Source organism: Corynebacterium sp. HMSC034E11 (genome assembly GCF_001835905.1).
Lineage (GTDB): Bacteria > Actinomycetota > Actinomycetes > Mycobacteriales > Mycobacteriaceae > Corynebacterium > Corynebacterium coyleae.
In genome coordinates this window covers 254,012-271,234 of record NZ_KV826415.1, presented here as the reverse complement: position 1 = coordinate 271,234, position 17,223 = coordinate 254,012, and the positions used below count along the sequence as shown (strand labels likewise).

The 17,223-nt window shown below is 57.0% G+C and carries 14 protein-coding genes and 1 pseudogene; 5 read left to right on the top strand and 10 right to left on the bottom strand.

Annotation, left to right across the window (positions count from 1 at the left end; all coding sequences use genetic code 11):
• The 3 genes and pseudogenes from HMPREF2690_RS09720 to HMPREF2690_RS09710 form a co-directional block, all read left to right on the top strand.
• Positions 1–768: pseudogene (locus HMPREF2690_RS09720) on the top strand (IS256 family transposase); the annotation flags it as partial.
• A gap of 240 nt (positions 769–1,008) precedes the next feature.
• A complete protein-coding gene (locus HMPREF2690_RS09715; protein ID WP_070820761.1) occupies positions 1,009–2,826 on the top strand; it encodes a GmrSD restriction endonuclease domain-containing protein in 1,818 nt (605 codons plus the stop codon).
• A 1-nt stretch (position 2,827) separates the two neighbouring features.
• Positions 2,828–3,799, top strand: a complete 972-nt coding sequence (locus HMPREF2690_RS09710) for a GIY-YIG nuclease family protein (RefSeq protein ID WP_070820760.1) — start codon at positions 2,828–2,830, stop codon at positions 3,797–3,799.
• Here HMPREF2690_RS09710 and HMPREF2690_RS09705 read toward each other — a convergent pair whose 3' ends face one another.
• The 9 genes from HMPREF2690_RS09705 to HMPREF2690_RS09675 all read right to left on the bottom strand — a co-directional run bounded on the left by HMPREF2690_RS09705 (position 3,800) and on the right by HMPREF2690_RS09675 (position 14,967).
• Complete coding sequence (locus tag HMPREF2690_RS09705; protein WP_070820759.1) at positions 3,800–8,737, bottom strand: DEAD/DEAH box helicase; 4,938 nt, start codon at positions 8,735–8,737, stop codon at positions 3,800–3,802.
• A 117-nt stretch (positions 8,738–8,854) separates the two neighbouring features.
• Positions 8,855–10,108, bottom strand: coding sequence for a peptidase T (gene pepT / locus HMPREF2690_RS09700; protein WP_070820758.1), 1,254 nt, complete (start codon positions 10,106–10,108; stop codon positions 8,855–8,857).
• A gap of 30 nt (positions 10,109–10,138) precedes the next feature.
• A complete protein-coding gene (locus HMPREF2690_RS09695; RefSeq protein ID WP_083319392.1) occupies positions 10,139–11,761 on the bottom strand; it encodes an AbgT family transporter in 1,623 nt (540 codons plus the stop codon).
• Positions 11,762–12,185: 424 nt separating this feature from the next.
• Positions 12,186–12,542 carry a hypothetical protein gene (locus HMPREF2690_RS12010; RefSeq protein WP_141760963.1) on the bottom strand — a complete coding sequence of 119 codons (357 nt, stop codon included), beginning with the start codon at positions 12,540–12,542 and terminating at the stop codon, positions 12,186–12,188.
• A gap of 157 nt (positions 12,543–12,699) precedes the next feature.
• Positions 12,700–12,906, bottom strand: a complete 207-nt coding sequence (locus HMPREF2690_RS12005) for a hypothetical protein (RefSeq protein WP_141761235.1) — start codon at positions 12,904–12,906, stop codon at positions 12,700–12,702.
• Between the two features lie 60 nt (positions 12,907–12,966).
• A complete protein-coding gene (locus HMPREF2690_RS12000) occupies positions 12,967–13,146 on the bottom strand; it encodes a hypothetical protein (RefSeq protein ID WP_141761234.1) in 180 nt (59 codons plus the stop codon).
• Positions 13,147–13,219: 73 nt separating this feature from the next.
• A complete protein-coding gene (locus HMPREF2690_RS09685) occupies positions 13,220–13,618 on the bottom strand; it encodes a type II toxin-antitoxin system VapC family toxin (RefSeq protein WP_070820774.1) in 399 nt (132 codons plus the stop codon).
• Positions 13,618–13,884 carry an antitoxin gene (locus tag HMPREF2690_RS09680; RefSeq protein ID WP_070820757.1) on the bottom strand — a complete coding sequence of 89 codons (267 nt, stop codon included), beginning with the start codon at positions 13,882–13,884 and terminating at the stop codon, positions 13,618–13,620. The genes HMPREF2690_RS09685 and HMPREF2690_RS09680 overlap by 1 nt, the downstream gene beginning before the upstream one ends.
• Positions 13,885–13,947: 63 nt before the next feature.
• On the bottom strand, positions 13,948–14,967 hold the full coding sequence (locus HMPREF2690_RS09675) for a 3'-5' exonuclease (RefSeq protein WP_070820756.1): 1,020 nt from the start codon (positions 14,965–14,967) through the stop codon (positions 13,948–13,950).
• A gap of 403 nt (positions 14,968–15,370) precedes the next feature.
• On the opposite strand from HMPREF2690_RS09675, the gene HMPREF2690_RS09670 reads away from it, so the two are divergent.
• Positions 15,371–15,745, top strand: a complete 375-nt coding sequence (locus HMPREF2690_RS09670; protein ID WP_070452501.1) for a hypothetical protein — start codon at positions 15,371–15,373, stop codon at positions 15,743–15,745.
• A gap of 31 nt (positions 15,746–15,776) precedes the next feature.
• Positions 15,777–15,995 (top strand): hypothetical protein, encoded by a 219-nt coding sequence (locus HMPREF2690_RS09665; protein WP_070815634.1) that lies wholly within the window; start codon positions 15,777–15,779, stop codon positions 15,993–15,995.
• A 3-nt stretch (positions 15,996–15,998) separates the two neighbouring features.
• Here HMPREF2690_RS09665 and menE read toward each other — a convergent pair whose 3' ends face one another.
• On the bottom strand, positions 15,999–17,150 hold the full coding sequence (menE, locus tag HMPREF2690_RS09660) for an o-succinylbenzoate--CoA ligase (RefSeq protein ID WP_083308093.1): 1,152 nt from the start codon (positions 17,148–17,150) through the stop codon (positions 15,999–16,001).
• Between the last annotated feature and the right edge of the window lie 73 nt (positions 17,151–17,223).

Below are 17,223 nucleotides of genomic sequence, written 5' to 3'. Positions count from 1 at the left end.
ACCCCGGCGGGTACGCCTACCTGTCGTGCGACGCGTTGACAATCAAAGTGCGTGAAGGTGGCCGGGTGGTCAAATGCTCCGTACTGCTTGCCACCGGTGTCAACGCCGACGGGTACCGCGAAATGCTCGGCATGCATGTTGCCACCACGGAATCCAACGCGTCGTGGAAGGGCTTCTTCCAGGACTTAAAAGCCCGCGGACTTCGTGGTGTCTTCCTTGTCACCAGTGACGCCCATGAGGGCATCCAGCACGCGATATCTGAAGTGCTGCCCGATGCGTCGTGGCAGCGCTGTCGCACCCACTTCGCGAAAAACCTCTACGAAAAAGTCCCCAAGACCCAGTGGCCGATGGTCTTAAGCGATGTTCCAGACAATCTTCCAACAACCCGACGCCCAATCCACCTGGCGACAAGCCCGCGAAGTTGTTGACCTGTTAGAACCAAAGTTCCCGCAGGTTGCGTCCTACCTGGAGGAATCCCTCGATGACGTGTTGGCGTTTACCGCAGCACCGAAACCAGTCTGGAAGAAAGTCTGGTCCAACAACCCCACTGAACGGTTAAACCGGGAGATCCGCCGGCGCACCGACGTTGTGGGCATCTTCCCGAACCGTGAATCCATCATCCGGCTTGTCGGCGCGGTGCTTGCCGAGCAGCACGACGATTGGATCCAGCAAAAACGCTACATGTCACTATCCGCACTCGAGCACACCAAACACCTCATGCACCAAACTGGAGGTGAACATGGCGAACATCACCAGCTAACCGCCTAACAAAACCCCGAACTTCATACCGAGCCGAAAGCACAAACGGCTACACCACTACACGGGACTTGACCTGCGATCCCTCGCTGAAAATGGACTGAATCAGCGGCGCAGCAGTAGCGTTGAGGCACATCTCACCACATGACTGCGGAGTCTGACGGCATATTTGTTCGAAAAGTTTCACGGCGACGTCTTTGTGCTCTCTATGCTCGGTGGTGTTTGACGCAGTAGTGAACTGAAAGGAACACCATGGGTTTCCAGACTCCCATGTACCGGCTGGATGAGTACCTCAAGGACACCACAACCGGCGTTATCCAACTGCCGGATTTTCAGCGGCAGTACAAGTGGGATGAAGAGCGCGTTCGTCAGATTCTGGTCACTGTGCTCCGTGGGCACCCCATGGGAGTCGTGATGCTGCTGGAAACCGGTAATGACCAGGTTCGTTTCAAGCCCCGCCCCGTTGAGGGCACTGACGTGCAGGATAAAGAACCTGGTTACCTGCTTCTCGACGGACAGCAACGCTTAACCTCCCTGACCCAGGCTCTGACCGGAGACGGAGTTGTCCACACGAAGGATGCCCGAGGGAAGCTCCTCGATAGAAGGTTCTTCATCAATATTGCAGATGCGCTCGCCGACCCCGATAGGGTTGAAGACGCAGTGATTGCGGTCCCGGCGGACGGGATCATGAAGAAGAACTTCGATCGCGACGTAGTGCTGGACCTGAGCACCACTGAAAAGCAGTACGAGAACGGCTACTTCCCGTTGAACTTGCTCTACTCAAGCGCGGGCACTCGGTGGCTGATGAAGCACCCGGACAACGATGTCGCTCTTGAGTTCCTCGATACCTATGTTCAGCGGGCTTCGCAATACCAGATCCCTGCAATTGAGCTTGACAAAGAAACCGATAAGGCGGCCGTGGCCACGGTCTTTGAGAAGGTGAACATCGGTGGGCTTCCACTCAATGTGTTCGAGCTTTTGACTGCTGTATTCGCAGGTGATGGTTCCTATTACGCCGAGACCGGTGAGGATTTCAGACTTAACGACGACTGGGTGGAAACCAAAAAGCTTTGGAACGAGTACCCGGTCCTGAAGAAAGTGGAGAACACCGACTTTCTCCAGGCCGTCACCATGCTCTCGAGCTTGAAAAAGCAGCAGGCAGCACCGCCGGAACAGCGAAAGGTTGCAGTAACTGCGAAACGTGAAGACGTACTTCGCCTGACCCTCGAGGATTACCTTGAGTGGCGCGATCCGTTGCGAGAGACCTTCTTGTGGACCGCACGATTCCTCGCTGACCTGCATGTGTTCACCGCGCGAGACATCCCGTATCAGAAGCAACTGGTTCCGCTCGCTGCGATCAAGGTGGTGCTGGGGCAGGATGCTGATCTTCATTCGGTGCGCGCTCAGCTTGTCCGCTGGTACTGGTCTGGCGTGTTTGGTGAGTTGTACGGCAGTGCCATCGAAACCCGTTTCGCGCGCGACCTGGAGATGGTCCCCGCTTGGTGCAAGGACGAAACCAGCCCTGCACCGCGTACCGTCACCGATGCGAACTTTGTTGAATCCCGTCTTCACTCGATGCGCACCCGTAACTCTGCAGCGTACAAGGGTGTGATGGCGCTGCTAATGGCCAATAATTCCAAGGACTGGATGGAAGACAAGATGTTCGGTGCCGTCCAGTACAAGGACATGAACGTCGACATTCATCACATCTTCCCGCAGGCTTGGTGCAACAAGAACAACATTGACGACGAACACCGCGAGTCCATCGTGAACAAGACGATGCTCAGTGCCCGTACCAACCGCGTTATTGGTGGCGTCGCACCGTCGAGCTACGTGGGCAAGATCGAGCGGACTGCGAAGATCGCAGAAGCAGAACTCGACGAACTGCTTCGACCGCACCTCGTTGACCCACAAGCGTTGCGTTCGGATGACTTCGAATCGTTCTTCGCCACTCGTCGCGAAGCACTGTGTCAGTTGGTTGAGAGCGCGATCGGCAAACCGGTCCCGCGCGACGTCTCTGCCGGTCAGAGCGAAGAGGACTCCTCTCACTTCGACCAGGAAGAGATGTAGCGTGCAACTTCCCGAGGGACGAACGATCGACGTTCGAGATCTTTCATCGCTGGCTCCCGCGTTCAAGAAGGGCGAGTCAAAGTGTGGTGTTTACCGGCTGCACTTTGAAAATGGCGAGGCGTATCCGGGGCAGTCGAGGAATGTAGTGACACGGTTCGCGGGTCATCGTAGGCGTTGGCCAGACATTGTTGCCGTAGATTTCTTCCCCCTTCCGACAGATCAGCTCAACGAAGCCGAGCAGTTCCTCATTACAGAAACTGAAGCCGAGTATTCGGTGAGGAACATCATGCTGACGAATCGGCCACGGGGTAACGACACCGCTGAAATTGTCACCCGTGAGGGGACAACTATTGCGCTTCCATGGGAGCGTGAGCGAGCAAAGGGCGCGACGCAGTCCTACGCAGATGAGGTTGATGCCAAACTTGTAGAGCTGTTGCGCCACCCGAAGTTTCTTGAGGTTCGGGCGCTAGTCGGCTGGTATATCGCTAATACGATGCCGGATCCGGCAGCTGCTGCAGGGCAGTTGTGGACAGTTACTTGTATGCCATCGACAAACCGCACACGGTTTGAGCATCGCCTTCTGACGCTGTCCTGCGGAAACCTCGAAACGCTATTTATCGTGGCTAGCCGCTCAGAGGACTACGAGAATGACCCCAACGTCTTTGTAACTGTGGTGATGAACACTGCACTTTTGGACGACCCAACGCGTTTTCAGGGCGCTGGTTTCCCATGGGGATTCCGTGGTGTGGTCGCGTACCGCGGAGAACGTGTTTCAAGTTTCCAATTCAGCCTCGATACGTTCCTCGCAATCATCGACGGAGATCTCGAATTTCCTCACCTAGACGAGATGCTTGAAGCTGCCTATGCCTTAAACACACGGCTACTTCGGCGAGGTTCCACCATGTACTCCCGCTTCCACAACGAGAAGCTCGCTGATTTGCTGCTCGCGGAAGCGGTTACATGGGAGGAATAATTACTCCTCCAATCCTCGGACGATCCGGTTGGTCTCCATCGCTACACGCGTGACCTTGCCGATCAGGTCCACGATGTAGCGCGGGTTTCCAACCTCGTCTGCCCAGTCGTTCGGATCGTTCACAATTCCAGACGCCTTGTCCTTCTTCACTTGGTATCGGTCAATCAACCACGCCAACGCAGAACGCGAGCCCAGCATGTACTCGTCAGCTTCAGCCGGGATACCGGTGATGGTGACGTGCTTGTTGTAGATCAGCTTGGTCACGTCGTTGACGTTCTTGCCCGTCTCCGGATCCTTTTTGCGTGCCCACTTCATCTTCAACACATGCCAGGTCTCCGGATCAGACTCGTCGCCTTTCACCTCAATATCCAGTGGGTATGGCTCCACATCCTCGTAGCCAACGTGCAGGTCCATGAGTTCCTTGCCGGCGCGCGCGAACTTATCAAACTCTTCGCGCGTTCCCGGTGTCTCAATGTGCGGCAGCATCTTCTTCAAATCCGCCGCGTACGTCTCCCGATAGTTCGGGTCGTGCAGCTTGCCGTAGACGAAGTGGAAAATGTCGTCACCAGTCACATCGGCACCCAGCGCATCACGGTAGAGCGCCTTGATCTCGTCGGTGATGTTGTCCTTGCGCGCATACCCCGCAACGACCTCGCCGACCTGCCCGTAGATCGACGACTCACCCTTGCTTATCGACGCGCCCTCGCCAAACAACCCACCATCCTCAGCATCCACGGGCTCCCAGGTGAAGCGGGAGAAGAACTGGCCAGCGTTCGAACCATAGAGAGCTAGGTCTGGAAGCAGCCTCGTTCCAAATACCGAAAATGGTTTTTCTGCACCAGGATTTAGTGCGTAATAACCGATGTTGCGGTGGTGCTGTGTCGGGAACAGCGACGGCAACTGGTACACCATGTCGTTAAGCTCTTTCGCAAAATAACTGCGCTGTTTGAAAAATGGGCGGTACAACGAGGTGTAGACACGGTCCGTATCGACCGTGATCTCGGTTCCGCGGGCTAACTCCTGTTTCAGGCTGCGGTTCCATGACCCTTGCGTGCTATCGACTAACTCAGGATGCTGAGCAAACAACGCGTCGACACCCTGTTTGCTCTCCTCAAACCCTTCGTTTCGCAACAGGTCTTGCGCTTGGCGGTAGTTCGCAACGTGCGTCTCGATGTTTTCTACGAGTTGGGAGGTCGCAGAAGAATACGACCACGCATCACGTGCAGTTGAAAGGCCACGCGAGTGCTCTTCAAAGAACTTCGTCGAAGTGCCGTTTTTCTCGCCGATGACCGGCCAGGTTGAAAACTCGTCATTGCGTTGATTGAGCCAGTCACCTTCTTTATTGGGATCGATTTGCTTCCAACTCAGCGAGTCAATGTTGTTGCATGCTACTAAATTCAACTTTTCTTCTCGCGTTGCTCTGTTGGGAGTTTGTGCATAGTTCAGCGTGAATCCCGTTGCTTTAGGATTTTTGACACCTATGAGGATTGCCACGGTCGTTTGCGATCCCACACCAAAAACCTGACCGCCTTCGTCCCGCCAATTCGCAGCACGCATATTTCCGCGGAGATTGAACACATACAGGTCTGTGAAGTCATCGTCCATTGAAAGACGCACACCGTCACTAGTATTCCCGTCGATCCATCCTCCATTGGAAACAAAAGCGACGATGCCTTGCTCTCCGATCCTGTCCGTCGCCCACCGGAACGCACGCAAGTACGAGTCGTACAACGAGTTCTTATTCGTCGCCGTCGACTTTGCCGCGTACGTCTCCGCGATACGTGCATCCAGGGTTGGGTACTTCAGATTCGCGTTATTGTCATTCGCATTTTTCTGGCCCGCGGAGTACGGCGGGTTGCCAACGATCACGTTGATCGGGGCCTCTTTCTGGCGAACGATGCGCTCGTTGTTGTTCTTGAAAACCGTCAGATCCAGGATGTCGCCGTCCTCGTGGATCTGGAACGTATCGGCAAGCGCGATGCCCTCAAACGGCACGTACTCCGGCTCCGGCAGGCCCTCACGTTGCGCGGCCTCGGCCTGTAGCGCGTTAAACGTCGTCTCGATATTGACCGCCGCTACGTAGTAGGCCAGGAGCATGATTTCGGTGGCGTGCAACTCGTTGGCGTACTTCCGGGCTAGGTCCTTCGGATCGATCAACCCGGATTGCAGCAGGCGGACCATAAACGTGCCCGTGCCCGTAAACGGATCCAGGATGTGCACGCTCTCGTCCGTAAGCCCGCGGCCGAAGTGTTTCTTCGACACGTCATCGGCAGCGCGAAGGATAAAGTCCACGATCTCCACTGGGGTGTAGACGATGCCAAGCTTGTCGGCGTCGCGCTTGAATGCCTTTTGGAAGAAGCGTTCGTAGAGTTCCTTGATCACCTGCTGCTTCCCGGACGCGCTCGTGACCTCGGAAGCGCGCACACGCACCGAGGCGTAGAACTTCTCTAGCGAATCAGTCTCAGCATCCAGATCACTATCGTCGAGCGCGTCGACCATGCGCTGCATGACCTGGGAGACCGGGTTATGGGCAGCGAAGTCATGTTCGCTGAACAGCGCGTCAAACACTGGGGCGGTAATGAGGTGCTGTGAAAGCATGCTGATCGCTTCGGCATCAGAGATTGAGTCGTTGAGGTTTCCGCGCAAGCCTTCCACGAAAGTTTCGAACTCACGCTGGAGTTTCGGACTCGCAGTTTCCAGAAGCTTATTGATTCGGGTGATCTGGTTTTCAGCGATTACCGCGACATCGTCGGCCCAGTCTTCCCAGTAGGTTCGGGTGCCGACCTTGTCCACGAGCTTGGTGTAGATCGCTTCCTGCCACTTCTCTAGGGAGAAGAGTGCAACTTGCTCGGAGGTGAGCTCCGAGGTCTCATAACCAGGGGTGGAGTCGTTCTTATCGAGCTCTGCCTTTGCTTTTTCGACTTCGACGTGAGTGACATTGATCGGGAGCTCATCAGGCTTGTCACCGTTCAAACCAATCGAGTTCACCTTGGCGTTGAAGCGGTCATCGTGCGCACGCAGCGCGTTGAGAATCTGCCAAACCACCTTGAAACGAACGTTGTCGTTCAGCGCTTCGGATGGTGACTTCCCTGGAGGAACCGCGACGGGGAGGATGATGTAGCCGTAGTCCTTGCCTTCGGACTTGCGCATCACGCGGCCGACCGACTGAACCACGTCGACCATGGAATTGCGCGGGTTGAAGAAGATCACCGAGTCCAAACCAGGCACGTCAACGCCCTCAGAGAGACACCGGGCGTTGGTGAGGATGCGAGTTTCGTCCGGCTCCATGGATGCCTCGAGCCATGCGATCTTGTTGCCGCGCTCCATCGCGTTCATACTGCCGTCGACGTGCTGTACCGCGACGGACAAATCCACGTTGTGAAGAGAAACATCGTTGGTCGCAGCATGCTCGCGAAGCGTTTGTTGGTGGCTTGCGATGAGTCCCGGGTACGTTTCCGCGATCAGCTTCGAAGTCTTGATGTCCTTCGCGAAGGCAACGGTGCGCTGCATCGGTGCAGCATCTTCCTCAAATCCGCCTTTTTGCCCTTGCAACTTGCCGGAGCGCTTTGCGAGTGCGTTCCACGCACCGATCATCGCTGAAGCGGTGGTCAGGTTCATGCCTTCCTGCGTGTGCCGAGCCAGTGCTTCGGCAGCAACGTCCTCGTCCACGGTCATCACCAAGACGCGATAGTCGGTGAGCAGGCCCTTATCCACCGCTTCACCAAATCCGAGTCGGTGAAACTCTGGACCGTAGATGGCCTCGTCGTCCATGGAAGCCAGTTCGGCTGAGTGTTCTTCGGCTTTGGTTTTGACGGAGTCGTCGAAAAGCCGTGGTGTCGCGGTCATGTACAGACGACGAGCAGCCTTGATGTAGTCGGCATCATGGATTCGAACGAAATTGGATTCATCCGCTCCGGCGAGTGTGACACCGGTGGTGCGGTGAGCCTCGTCGCAGATAACGAGGTCGAAATCGTCGAGGCCCTTCGCCTGAGCATCATGAACAGCGGGCAAGGACTGGTAGGTGGAAAAGACGACGTGCAGACCATTGGCGCGCTTTCCTTGCGAGAAAAGAGTAGCGATGTCGTCGCCATCAGTGGAGACAGGGACCTCGAGGTCGTACGAGGCAATGTCTTCGGCCTGGCGGCTGGCCTTGTTATCGGAGCAAACCGCGAAGCTCTTCAGATCTAGGCGAGCCTGCGCAGTCCACTCGCGAAGTGTCTGTGCGAGCAGTGCGATGGAAGGAACGAGGAAGAGGACGCGGGCGCGGCCCCCCTTGTCCTTTGCAACTTGTTCAGCTAGGCGGAGCGCAGTGAACGTCTTTCCTGTGCCGCAGGCCATGATGAGCTTGCCGCGGTCGTGGGTATTGAACCCAGCCATGACGTTCTCGATCGCCTGCTGCTGGTGCGGACGCGGCTCGAAGGTTTCGCGCCGGGTGAGGCGAACCTGCATCTCGGAGCCGGGGAACACAACATCCCAGTTCACGGGTGATTCTGCGATCTGATTAAAGCCGATACGGCTTGTGGGGATCTGCTGGTTTTCTAGAGCATCTTCCGCATTTTTCGACCACTTATCGGTCGTCGAAATGATGTAGCGGTGAACGAAGTGTTCGACGCTCGACTCAGTCTCAAACGAGCGGCCGGAGGCCTCGAAGAACGAATCGATGTGCTGCTTCTGGATGCTCGTGGTCGGCTTGTAGAACTTGGCCTGGATTGCCACCCATTTACCGTCATCCTTGCGGCGCGCAACCAAGTCAATGCCCGTATCAGCCTTGCCACCGTTGTAGCGCCACTTATCCCAACGCTGAACCTCGTCGAACTGCGCAGAGAGAACGGGATCGGTCTTGAAGAAGTTGACCATCAACTTCTCAAACGCGATCCCGTACTTGCCCTGAGGCTGATTCTCACGGAGCTGATCGAGGACTTCGCTGAATGACGACATGGGCCTTATTGTGCCGTGTCGAAGCGAAGTCCTCTATTAAAAACACACTTCAGTTCTTGCTGATGCAGAGAAGCCAGAGCGCAAGATTCCTTTTGGGGAATAGTTGTATGGAACCAGTTACTGACGCCTTGCCAGGCGGATAAGTTCGCGAACCATCAAGAAACTCTTTTCAAAGGACGTGAGGGGAAGGAACTCGTAGATCGAATGGAAGTTGTGCGCTCCAGTGAAAAAGTTTGGAGTGAAAACCCCTTGGCTGGAAAGCCAGGATCCGTCGGTGCCCCCGCGCATTGAGAGAGGCTTGGGAGTGATGCTCAGATTCTCCATAGCCTGCAGGATGCGGTCTGTGGCAACAGCGTTCTCCAGCGTTTTCGCGTCTTCGATATTGCTGTAGGTGTCCTCAACTCGGATATCGATGGTTGCCTTGGGGTTATTCTTCCGGGCGCGATCTACGGCTTCGGCGACATGTTGCTTCTTCTCTTTGTACTTCACGCGATCGTGTTCACGAACACTGATCGTGAGCGTGGTGGTCGATTGATTTCCGTCGATGCCGTGTACCCAGATGTAGCCTTCACGGTCTTCGGTGTTTTCTGGGGTTTCTTCTCGGTCAAACGAATCGATGATGTCGTGAGCAATGAGAATCGGGTTTACAAGGTTGCCCTTGGAGTTCATCGGGTGCGCAGTGACGCCCTCGATGAAGATCGTAATGGTGGCTGCATTGAACGTAGCCTCAACAATCTCTCCGATTTCGCAAGAGTCGAGGGTGAAAGCAAAGTCAACCGGAAAGCGGTCCAAGTCGAGTGTTCGGACTCCCCGAAGACCAATCTCCTCATCTGGAACGAAGGAGAGGTACACATCTCCGTGAGGGAACGAAGCGCCCTCCAGCAACCTGACCGCTGTTTCCATTACTGAGGTAACGCCTGCTTTGTCATCAGCACCGAGAACACTTGTGCCATCCGTCACCAGGATGTTGTCGCCGATGTAAGCCTTCAATTCTGGATGCTCATCCGATCGCATCCAGATCTGCTTTTCATCGTTCAGAAGGATGTCTCCGTCGTCGTACTCGACAACGTGTGCATGAACGTCAGGGGAGAGATTGACATCCACGGTATCGAGGTGTGTGCAAAAACCGATGGTGTAGAAGTCTTCAGGATTCTCAACGTTAGAAGGGATCCGGGCGGTGACCACGGCAGTGTCACTTACATGAACGTCCTCGGCTCCCGCGTCGTTCAGCTCCTTAGCCAATAGTTTGGCCAAATCCCACTGGCCAGCGCTACTGGGCACAACTCCCTTCGACGCGTCCGATTGGCTCGAGATTGTGGAATAACGCAAGAAGCGCTCGACGAGTGCTGATTGGTCGGGTGTGACAGTCAATGGAGAGATCCTTTCAGTTTGAGCCGCAACTTAACCGGAGTAGCTGTAGGCCGCATCGATCCCAAGTGGGATGTTGAGCCCCCAGAAAACAAAGAGCATGATCGTGAAGGAGATTAGAAGTGCGGCCGAATACGGCATCATGACCGAGGACAGGGTGCCAATGCCTGCTTTCTTTACGTATTTCTGGCAATACGTAATGATCAGCGGATAGAACGCAAACATTGGTGTGACTACGTTTACAGCGGAGTCACTGATTCGGAATGTGGCTTGCGTTAGTTCTGGCGCAATACCGACACCCATAAGCATTGGGACGAAGATCGGCGCAAGGATCGCCCACTTAGCGGAGGCGGAAGTAATTACAAGGTTCAGCAGCCCGACAAAAAGAATGATGCCGATGATGGTGAGCTGCGGTGGCATATTAAGTTTCTGGAGGAATTCTGCGCCAGAAACTGCAAGTAGCGAGCCGATTTGGCTTTGGTTGAAAGCCCACATGAATTGGGCAGCAAAGAAGTAGAAGACGATTAGTGGCACCAGGGTGGTGACCATTGTCTCCATTGCTGCTGAGACATCCTTCGGGCTGCGGAACTTTCCAGACAGTGCACCATAAAGGAGACCGACCAAGCCTGTCGCCACGAAAATCAAAGTCACAATCGATTTCATGACAGGAGCATCGGGGGCGGTGAGTGAACCGCTTTCAGAGCGCCAATTCGAGTCTGCTGGAATCATGGTCACAGCCATGGCCACCATTGCGATCAGCAGCACTGCAGAGGAAATGTACAGCGCTCGGGTTTCTTGAGCAGTGAGGGGCTGGTCGACAGTCTCCACCTCGTCGGGGTGAACATCGATTGGGAAGCTGCGTTGGCACCAGGGTTCGACCCATTTGTCAGTAACTAGCCACAAGGCCGGAATAACGATGAAGGTTGCGCCAAGGCCGTAGAAGTAGTTGCTCAGGATGTTAACGCTGTAGTTCGGGTCGATGATCTGTGCTGCTGGTTCAGTGAACCCCTGGATGACGGGGTCAATGGCAGACGGGGTGTAGTTTGCAGCGAATGCACCTGCGATACCAGCAAATGATGCTGCGATACCAGCAAGTGGATGGCGGCCGACTGCATAAAACATGTAGGCAGCGACCGGAATGATGACGACGTACCCAGTGTCCGGACCTAGGTGCGAAAGCATTCCGGCGACGACGATCATTGGGGTAAGCAAGAATTTTGGCGTCCGGGCGAGCAGCTTTCTCAGCGCGGCGTTGATAAAGCCTGAACCGTCGGCGATGCCAATACCGATGGTTGCCACGATGACCATGCCCAGAGCAGGGAACGTAGCGAAATTGGTCACAGCGGAGGCGAGGAGATCAACGAGCTTCTCTGGGGCGAGCATGTTCACGATCGAGATTTGCTCGCCGGATGCTGGGTTTACGTAACCAAACGTAAACCTCGACAGCAGTGCTGAAAGCGCCAAAACGATGACCAGCGCTCCAACGAAGAGGGTTGTGATGTCGGGGATTTTGTTGCCGATTCGAACAACCGCCCCGAGGAATCCCTTCGGTTCCGCTAGGTTCGTGTCGGACTCGCCAGTCGTCTCTGTTTCGATAGCCCCTGCTGGTTTGGAGGAGCTATGGCTTCTGTCTGCTGAAGTCTTATTTCTGGCCATTAGGACCCTCCCTTAGATCATGGACTATGTGTCGTTGATCACTGTTGTGACTGAGCTATTGGCTGAGAATAGACGAAGAATTCGATCAGTGAGGCAGGTTTAGGGAGATACATGCAGGAAGACGTGGCGTGGAGGAGTACCACCGGCTGATTCCGGTAACCAGCCGGACAAGCGAAAGGCCCGGAAAGTGATGGAAGAGATCACAATCCGAGCCTTAGGCGGGCTGCTAGCCAGACTGCTTGCGGATCTGATCCGCAAGTTGATTGACTGGCCAGATAGCTAGTCTCGCCGAACCCTTGCGCTGGTAAACCAGCCCGCGCAGGGGTTCAACCGTTTTTGCCGACATGAGTGGAGGTCATGTCGTGGCTAAGTCTAACTGAATATCAGGCACGCACAAGGGTTGAAGCTGTTCGGAGCGAACGACCTACCTCCGGAACTTGCTGATCAAAGCCATAACGCCAGAAATTGCAGCGGTGAGGCCTCCCATGAGGAATCCCATAGCGAACGCACCGGTGATGAAGGACTTCGCGTCTGGGTCGAACGTCTCAGTGCAAAGGCCGAAGAGGAAGAACGACGCCAGGGCGATGGCGGCGGACCACTTGAACACCGTGGATGGGTTGGGGCGCTTCCTCGGTGGGGTAGAGGGTTCCATCGGGGCGACGTTGTACTGCGTAGGAGTGGCGGGAACCGGCGTGTAGCGCGGGGCATGCGCTGCGGCGAGCAGTTCTTCTGGGGACAGTTCGGTGGGGTCTTGCTGCGGTCGCGGCGCGTATTGCTGCAAAGGAAGGAACTTCTACCAACGACGTGCTGCGGAAGCTTATTGAAGTAGGTGTCGACCGGCATGGTGACGAGGGGGCTACTGTTCCCGTGAGCGAATTGATGCGCCTCATTGACGCAGCGCGCGGCGTGTAAAAACAGAGATGCTTGGTCGCTGCCGGCTATTGGTAGATCTCGCCTTCCGGATCTGCGGAGTGGATGACTTCCTCCACTGCGTCGCACAACGCGGGGTCGTCAATGTATCCCTGCCGGCATCCCCATTGGGTTTGTAGTTCGCCCGAGCTGGGGTTTCGCGTACCGTTTGGGGCCGTGCCGTATCCGGTTACTGTAGCGCCCTGCGGAGCCTCAGCAGGATTCTCTTCTTCCATGTAGTTCGCGCCTCCCATTTGGTTAAAGCACCACTCGGAGTACGAAACGCTGCCGTCGGATCAGCGTGCGGCCCCCGGTGTGCCAGCTAGGCACTCGACGACGGTCGGCTCTCCTGCAGGAGCGGATTCTGCAACGGGCGTCGTTTCCGTCGTGCTTGGGGTCTCGGTGACCTTGTCGGAGTCGCCGCAACCAGTGGGGACGGTAGTCAGAACTAGGGCGGCGATCATGGTGCGCTGCATGCGTGAAATCTTAGATCGACCGGGGACGGTGTCGTCGTTAAGCGGAGCTGTCCCTCGGAAACGATGCGCGGGGTTACAACCGCCAGTCCTCTACTTGTAGCAATGGGACACGGGAGAACTCCCGGGTGTTGGCGGTAACGAGAACGCAGTCGTTTGCCCGTGCCTGAGCTGCTATCCACAAATCGTTGGGACCGATTGGCTGTCCGATCGCCTCTAGCTCCAAACGGATGTCAGCGTAAAGAGCTGCCTCGGACGCTCCGGTTCCGACTACCTGGTACGCCTGCTCGAGTTGCTTGACAGCATCGGTCCGACGAATCGACGTTGACTTACCCGCACCAACCCGCAGCTCTCCAAGGACAATGGAAGACAGCACGATGTCGTCGGCTCGAGTTACGCGCATGCGTTCGAGGACATTGGCGTTACTGCGACGAAGGGCATCGATCCACACATTTGTGTCTAGGAGGAAGCGCATCATTCATCCCACTTTGGGATCGGATCTAGGGGGAGATCAGAGGGTTCTTCGAACCCGTCCGCCCACCCATCCGGTAAATCGGCAGTGATCACATCGAGCACATCGAGAGCCGAGAGCGGCTCAGGAGAGACGTAAAGCTTGCCCCCAATCTTTTTCAGCCAAACCGTTTCAGAATCGAAACGAAAGTCCTTGGGAATTCGGATTGCTTGACTGTTGCCCGACATGAAGACCGTGGTTTCGACGGAGTCTGCTGCAGCCTCAGTCATGAACACCTCCTCGTATATATGACGTAATATATACGGTTTGGGACGTCAGGACGAGCACTCCGGCTAGAAAAGCTCCCGCACCGCAGCCCGCGCTGCCCAGGTATCGCGCGGGATGGTCAGGGCGCCGGTGAAGGCGACGCGATCGCCGGGGTGCAGGGTGAAGGTGGAAGGGGTTGGGCCGGTGAGGGGGTCGCCGAGAAGCGAATGCACGAGAGCGGGATCAACGCCGAGCGCTTCTGCAATGCTGAGCAGGGTTGCGCGTTCCTCGTCGATGATTATGCCGTCTGACCAGGCTTCGACGGCGAGTTGGCGGGTGAACTCCTCGTTGATGGCCTCGACATCATCGGCGCTTAGGCCTGCGGCGATGGCGGTGGACTCGAGTTGGCGCATTTCGATGCGGGAAATCTCGCGGTCTACAAGCGCGCGAGTCAGTTCGGCACGGTAGGTGGCTTCATCCTTGGTGCCGGCCTCAGGCAATGTGCGCGAAAGCTGGCCCGCCCAGGAGGGGGCGCCGCCGCGGGGAAGCGTGCGGACCTCGGGCGCGGGCGTGGTGAACAGCGCAGCCGGATAGTGAGCGATATCCGCGCGGTGGTTCGTGTGCAGGTACGCGAGGAGATCGGCGGTGGCCTGGGCGTCCGCAAGCGCAGAGTGCGCCAAACGGTTGTGGATCTGTGCGATGGCAAGCGCATCGCTGAGTTTGCCCACGCCAAGGTGCTGCTTGGTCAGACGCATCGTGTCCAACCACTCGCACATGCCATCCTCCGCGCCCGCGCGTGCGAACTCGTTGGCCAGGAAGCGGCGCTCAAACGACGCGTTATGCGCCACCAACGTGCGGCCGTTCAGCAGCGCACCAAGATACGCGGCGACGTCGCGGAACACCGGCGCATCCACGACGTCCGTCGCCGTGATCTTATGGATGTAACTGTTCGGAATGTCACGCTCCGGCTGGATCAACGTCTCCCACGTGCCCTCCACCGTGAGGTCGGGGCGCAGCAACACCACGCCGATCTCCACAATGCGATCGAGGTTGCTTAACCCCGTCGTCTCCAGATCGACCACCGCAAACCCGTGCTGTCGGTCCATTCCTGCTCCTTATATCCGAACGGTCTAGGCGCGATTTTCGACGCCACCATCAACCTAAAGCACGCGCCGACGCGGTCAGGTGGGGAGTCGGTCGGGTGTTCGATGGAACCGTAGGCGGCCTCGCCACGTCTAACTCAATGAAAGGGTTTTCATTGTCAATGGATAGTTGACAAGAGATTGCAATGGGGGGTTGAAGTGTGAAGCGGTATGCAGTAATAAAGAAGTTGCGAGACGAGGCTCGTCGGCGTGGTCTTGAATTTGAGCAGATACCACTCAAAAGACATGATGCATTTCGAGTGGGGGAGACGACCAAAACTCTCGGACGGCACCGCGAAATCGACGATCTCGCAGCACGAAAATTCTTTGATCAATTTCAGGCGGAGCTAGGAAAAGGGTGGTGGAGATGAGGTCGTTTACTGTCACTGCTGAGCGTGGTGCGAGTGGTGCCTGGGTTTTGGAGTGCGCAGAGCTTGGCGTTGTGTCCCAAACGCGGCGGCTCGATCGCGCAGAAAAGGAAGTGCTTGAAGCGCTAGCTTTTCAGTCTGGACTTGCTCCAACCGAATTTGAGGTTGAAGTGATTCCGATTTTGCCTTCTGAAGTTGAAACACTTCGTCAGCGTGCCGAAGAGCTTGGGGTGAAGGCAAAAGAGGCAAATGGAAAGGCAGCTGCTGCTAGAAGCGAGCTTGCGCAAAAGATGAAAGCGGAAGGTTTCACGCTTCGCGAGATGGGACAGGTCCTGGGAGTGTCCTATCAGCGAGCAGCAGAGCTTGCAGGGTAAGAGGACCCTATCGCGGGAAGGAGAGAGCACGATGAGGCCTAGATATGAAGAGCTCGAATCTCTTGAGGGCGTTCGTATTTCGCGGCCGCCACATATGGGAGAGATTGCCGCTGCGCGATTTCTGGTCAAACAGATTGAGCAGGGAAGAAGCGACGGCGAGTTGTCGCCGTTTCTGCTTTGGGTTGCAAACTACGGCACCCCTGACGAGCCACCCGGGCCGATCATTCAGCCCCGCGACCAGTCTGCCTAACCGCTAGAACAGCTCCCGCACCGCAGCCCGGTCGACCTTGCCCGGCCCCAACTGCGGCAGCGCCGGCACAACCTTGAGTTCCTTCGGTACTTGCCAGCGTGCGATTTCACCGGTGTCCTCGGCGTCCGCAAACGCGTCCATGATGTCCGCCACGCTCGCAGACCCGGTGTACGCAGCGCAAATACGTTCGCCGAAGCGCGCATCTTGCTTACCGACGACACAGGCACCCGTCACCCCATCCACCTTGAGCAGGAACGTCTCCAGCACTTCGGGGTGGAGTTTGAGGCCGCCGGAGTCGATGATGTTGTCGATGCGTCCGTGGACGGTGAGGTGGTCGTCGATAAGTGAACCCGCGTCGGAGGTGCGGAACCAGCCGTCCTTGAGATCATCGGAGAGCGTCTGCGATCCGACATTGCGGTAGCCGCGTGCGACCATGGGGCCGCCGAGGTGGATGCGGCCGTCGACGATTTTTACGCGGGCGCCGGCGATGGGCACGCCGTCGTAGACGCAGCCGCCGGAGGTTTCCGAGGAGCCGTAGGTGGTCACCACGTTGATGCGCAGTTTCTTTGCCGACTCGAGCAGGCGCGGGTTGGTCGCCGCCCCGCCGACCAGCACCGCGGAGAAGGTCCGCAACGCGTCGATGCCCTTGAGCGTCGAGGTCGCCTTGGCCAACTGCATCGGCGTCAGCGAGGTGTAGGTGCGCTCTCCGGTGCTGGCCAGATCGTGGGCGTGGTGGGCGAACTCAGCGACATCGAAACCGTTCGTGAGGTCCACAAACGCCGGCTCCACGCCTGCGACCATGCTGCGCACCAGCACCTGCAGGCCCGCGATGTACGCCGCCGGCATGGCCAGCAGCCACTGGCCTTCGCCACCCAACGCCTGGTGGGTCGCGTCCGCGCTCGAGATCAGGTTCGCCGGGGTCAGCATCGCGCCCTTCGGCTTGCCCGTGGACCCGGAGGTGGAGACGACGAGGGCGATGTCGTCGTCGATAGGCGCGCCGGGCTCCAACGTGTTGCGCAGCAGGTTCGTGCGCGCCGGGTCGTTCGTCGGCACCGGCAATAGCGCGCGCTGGCCGGTCAACGCCTCCTCGAGCGCGGGCATGATAGCCAGCGGATTCGCGGGATCGACGGGCAGAAGTTCGAGCAGGTTCGTCACAGCGTACGAGCGTAGCCGGTGGGATTTCGCGCGCCGCGAAGGCCGTGACGTGTAACACCTGTTTGCGAGCCCA

Coding starts and splice junctions, on each gene's coding strand:
- HMPREF2690_RS09715 (WP_070820761.1), top strand. CDS start 1,009: ATGGGTTTCCAGACTCCCATGTACCGGCTGGATGAGTACCTCAAGGAC.
- HMPREF2690_RS09705 (WP_070820759.1), bottom strand. CDS start 8,737: ATGTCGTCATTCAGCGAAGTCCTCGATCAGCTCCGTGAGAATCAGCCT.
- HMPREF2690_RS09695 (WP_083319392.1), bottom strand. CDS start 11,761: ATGGCCAGAAATAAGACTTCAGCAGACAGAAGCCATAGCTCCTCCAAA.
- HMPREF2690_RS12005 (WP_141761235.1), bottom strand. CDS start 12,906: ATGGAAGAAGAGAATCCTGCTGAGGCTCCGCAGGGCGCTACAGTAACC.
- HMPREF2690_RS12000 (WP_141761234.1), bottom strand. CDS start 13,146: ATGCAGCGCACCATGATCGCCGCCCTAGTTCTGACTACCGTCCCCACT.
- HMPREF2690_RS09685 (WP_070820774.1), bottom strand. CDS start 13,618: ATGCGCTTCCTCCTAGACACAAATGTGTGGATCGATGCCCTTCGTCGC.
- HMPREF2690_RS09680 (WP_070820757.1), bottom strand. CDS start 13,884: ATGACTGAGGCTGCAGCAGACTCCGTCGAAACCACGGTCTTCATGTCG.
- HMPREF2690_RS09675 (WP_070820756.1), bottom strand. CDS start 14,967: ATGGACCGACAGCACGGGTTTGCGGTGGTCGATCTGGAGACGACGGGG.
- HMPREF2690_RS09670 (WP_070452501.1), top strand. CDS start 15,371: ATGAGGTCGTTTACTGTCACTGCTGAGCGTGGTGCGAGTGGTGCCTGG.
- HMPREF2690_RS09665 (WP_070815634.1), top strand. CDS start 15,777: ATGAGGCCTAGATATGAAGAGCTCGAATCTCTTGAGGGCGTTCGTATT.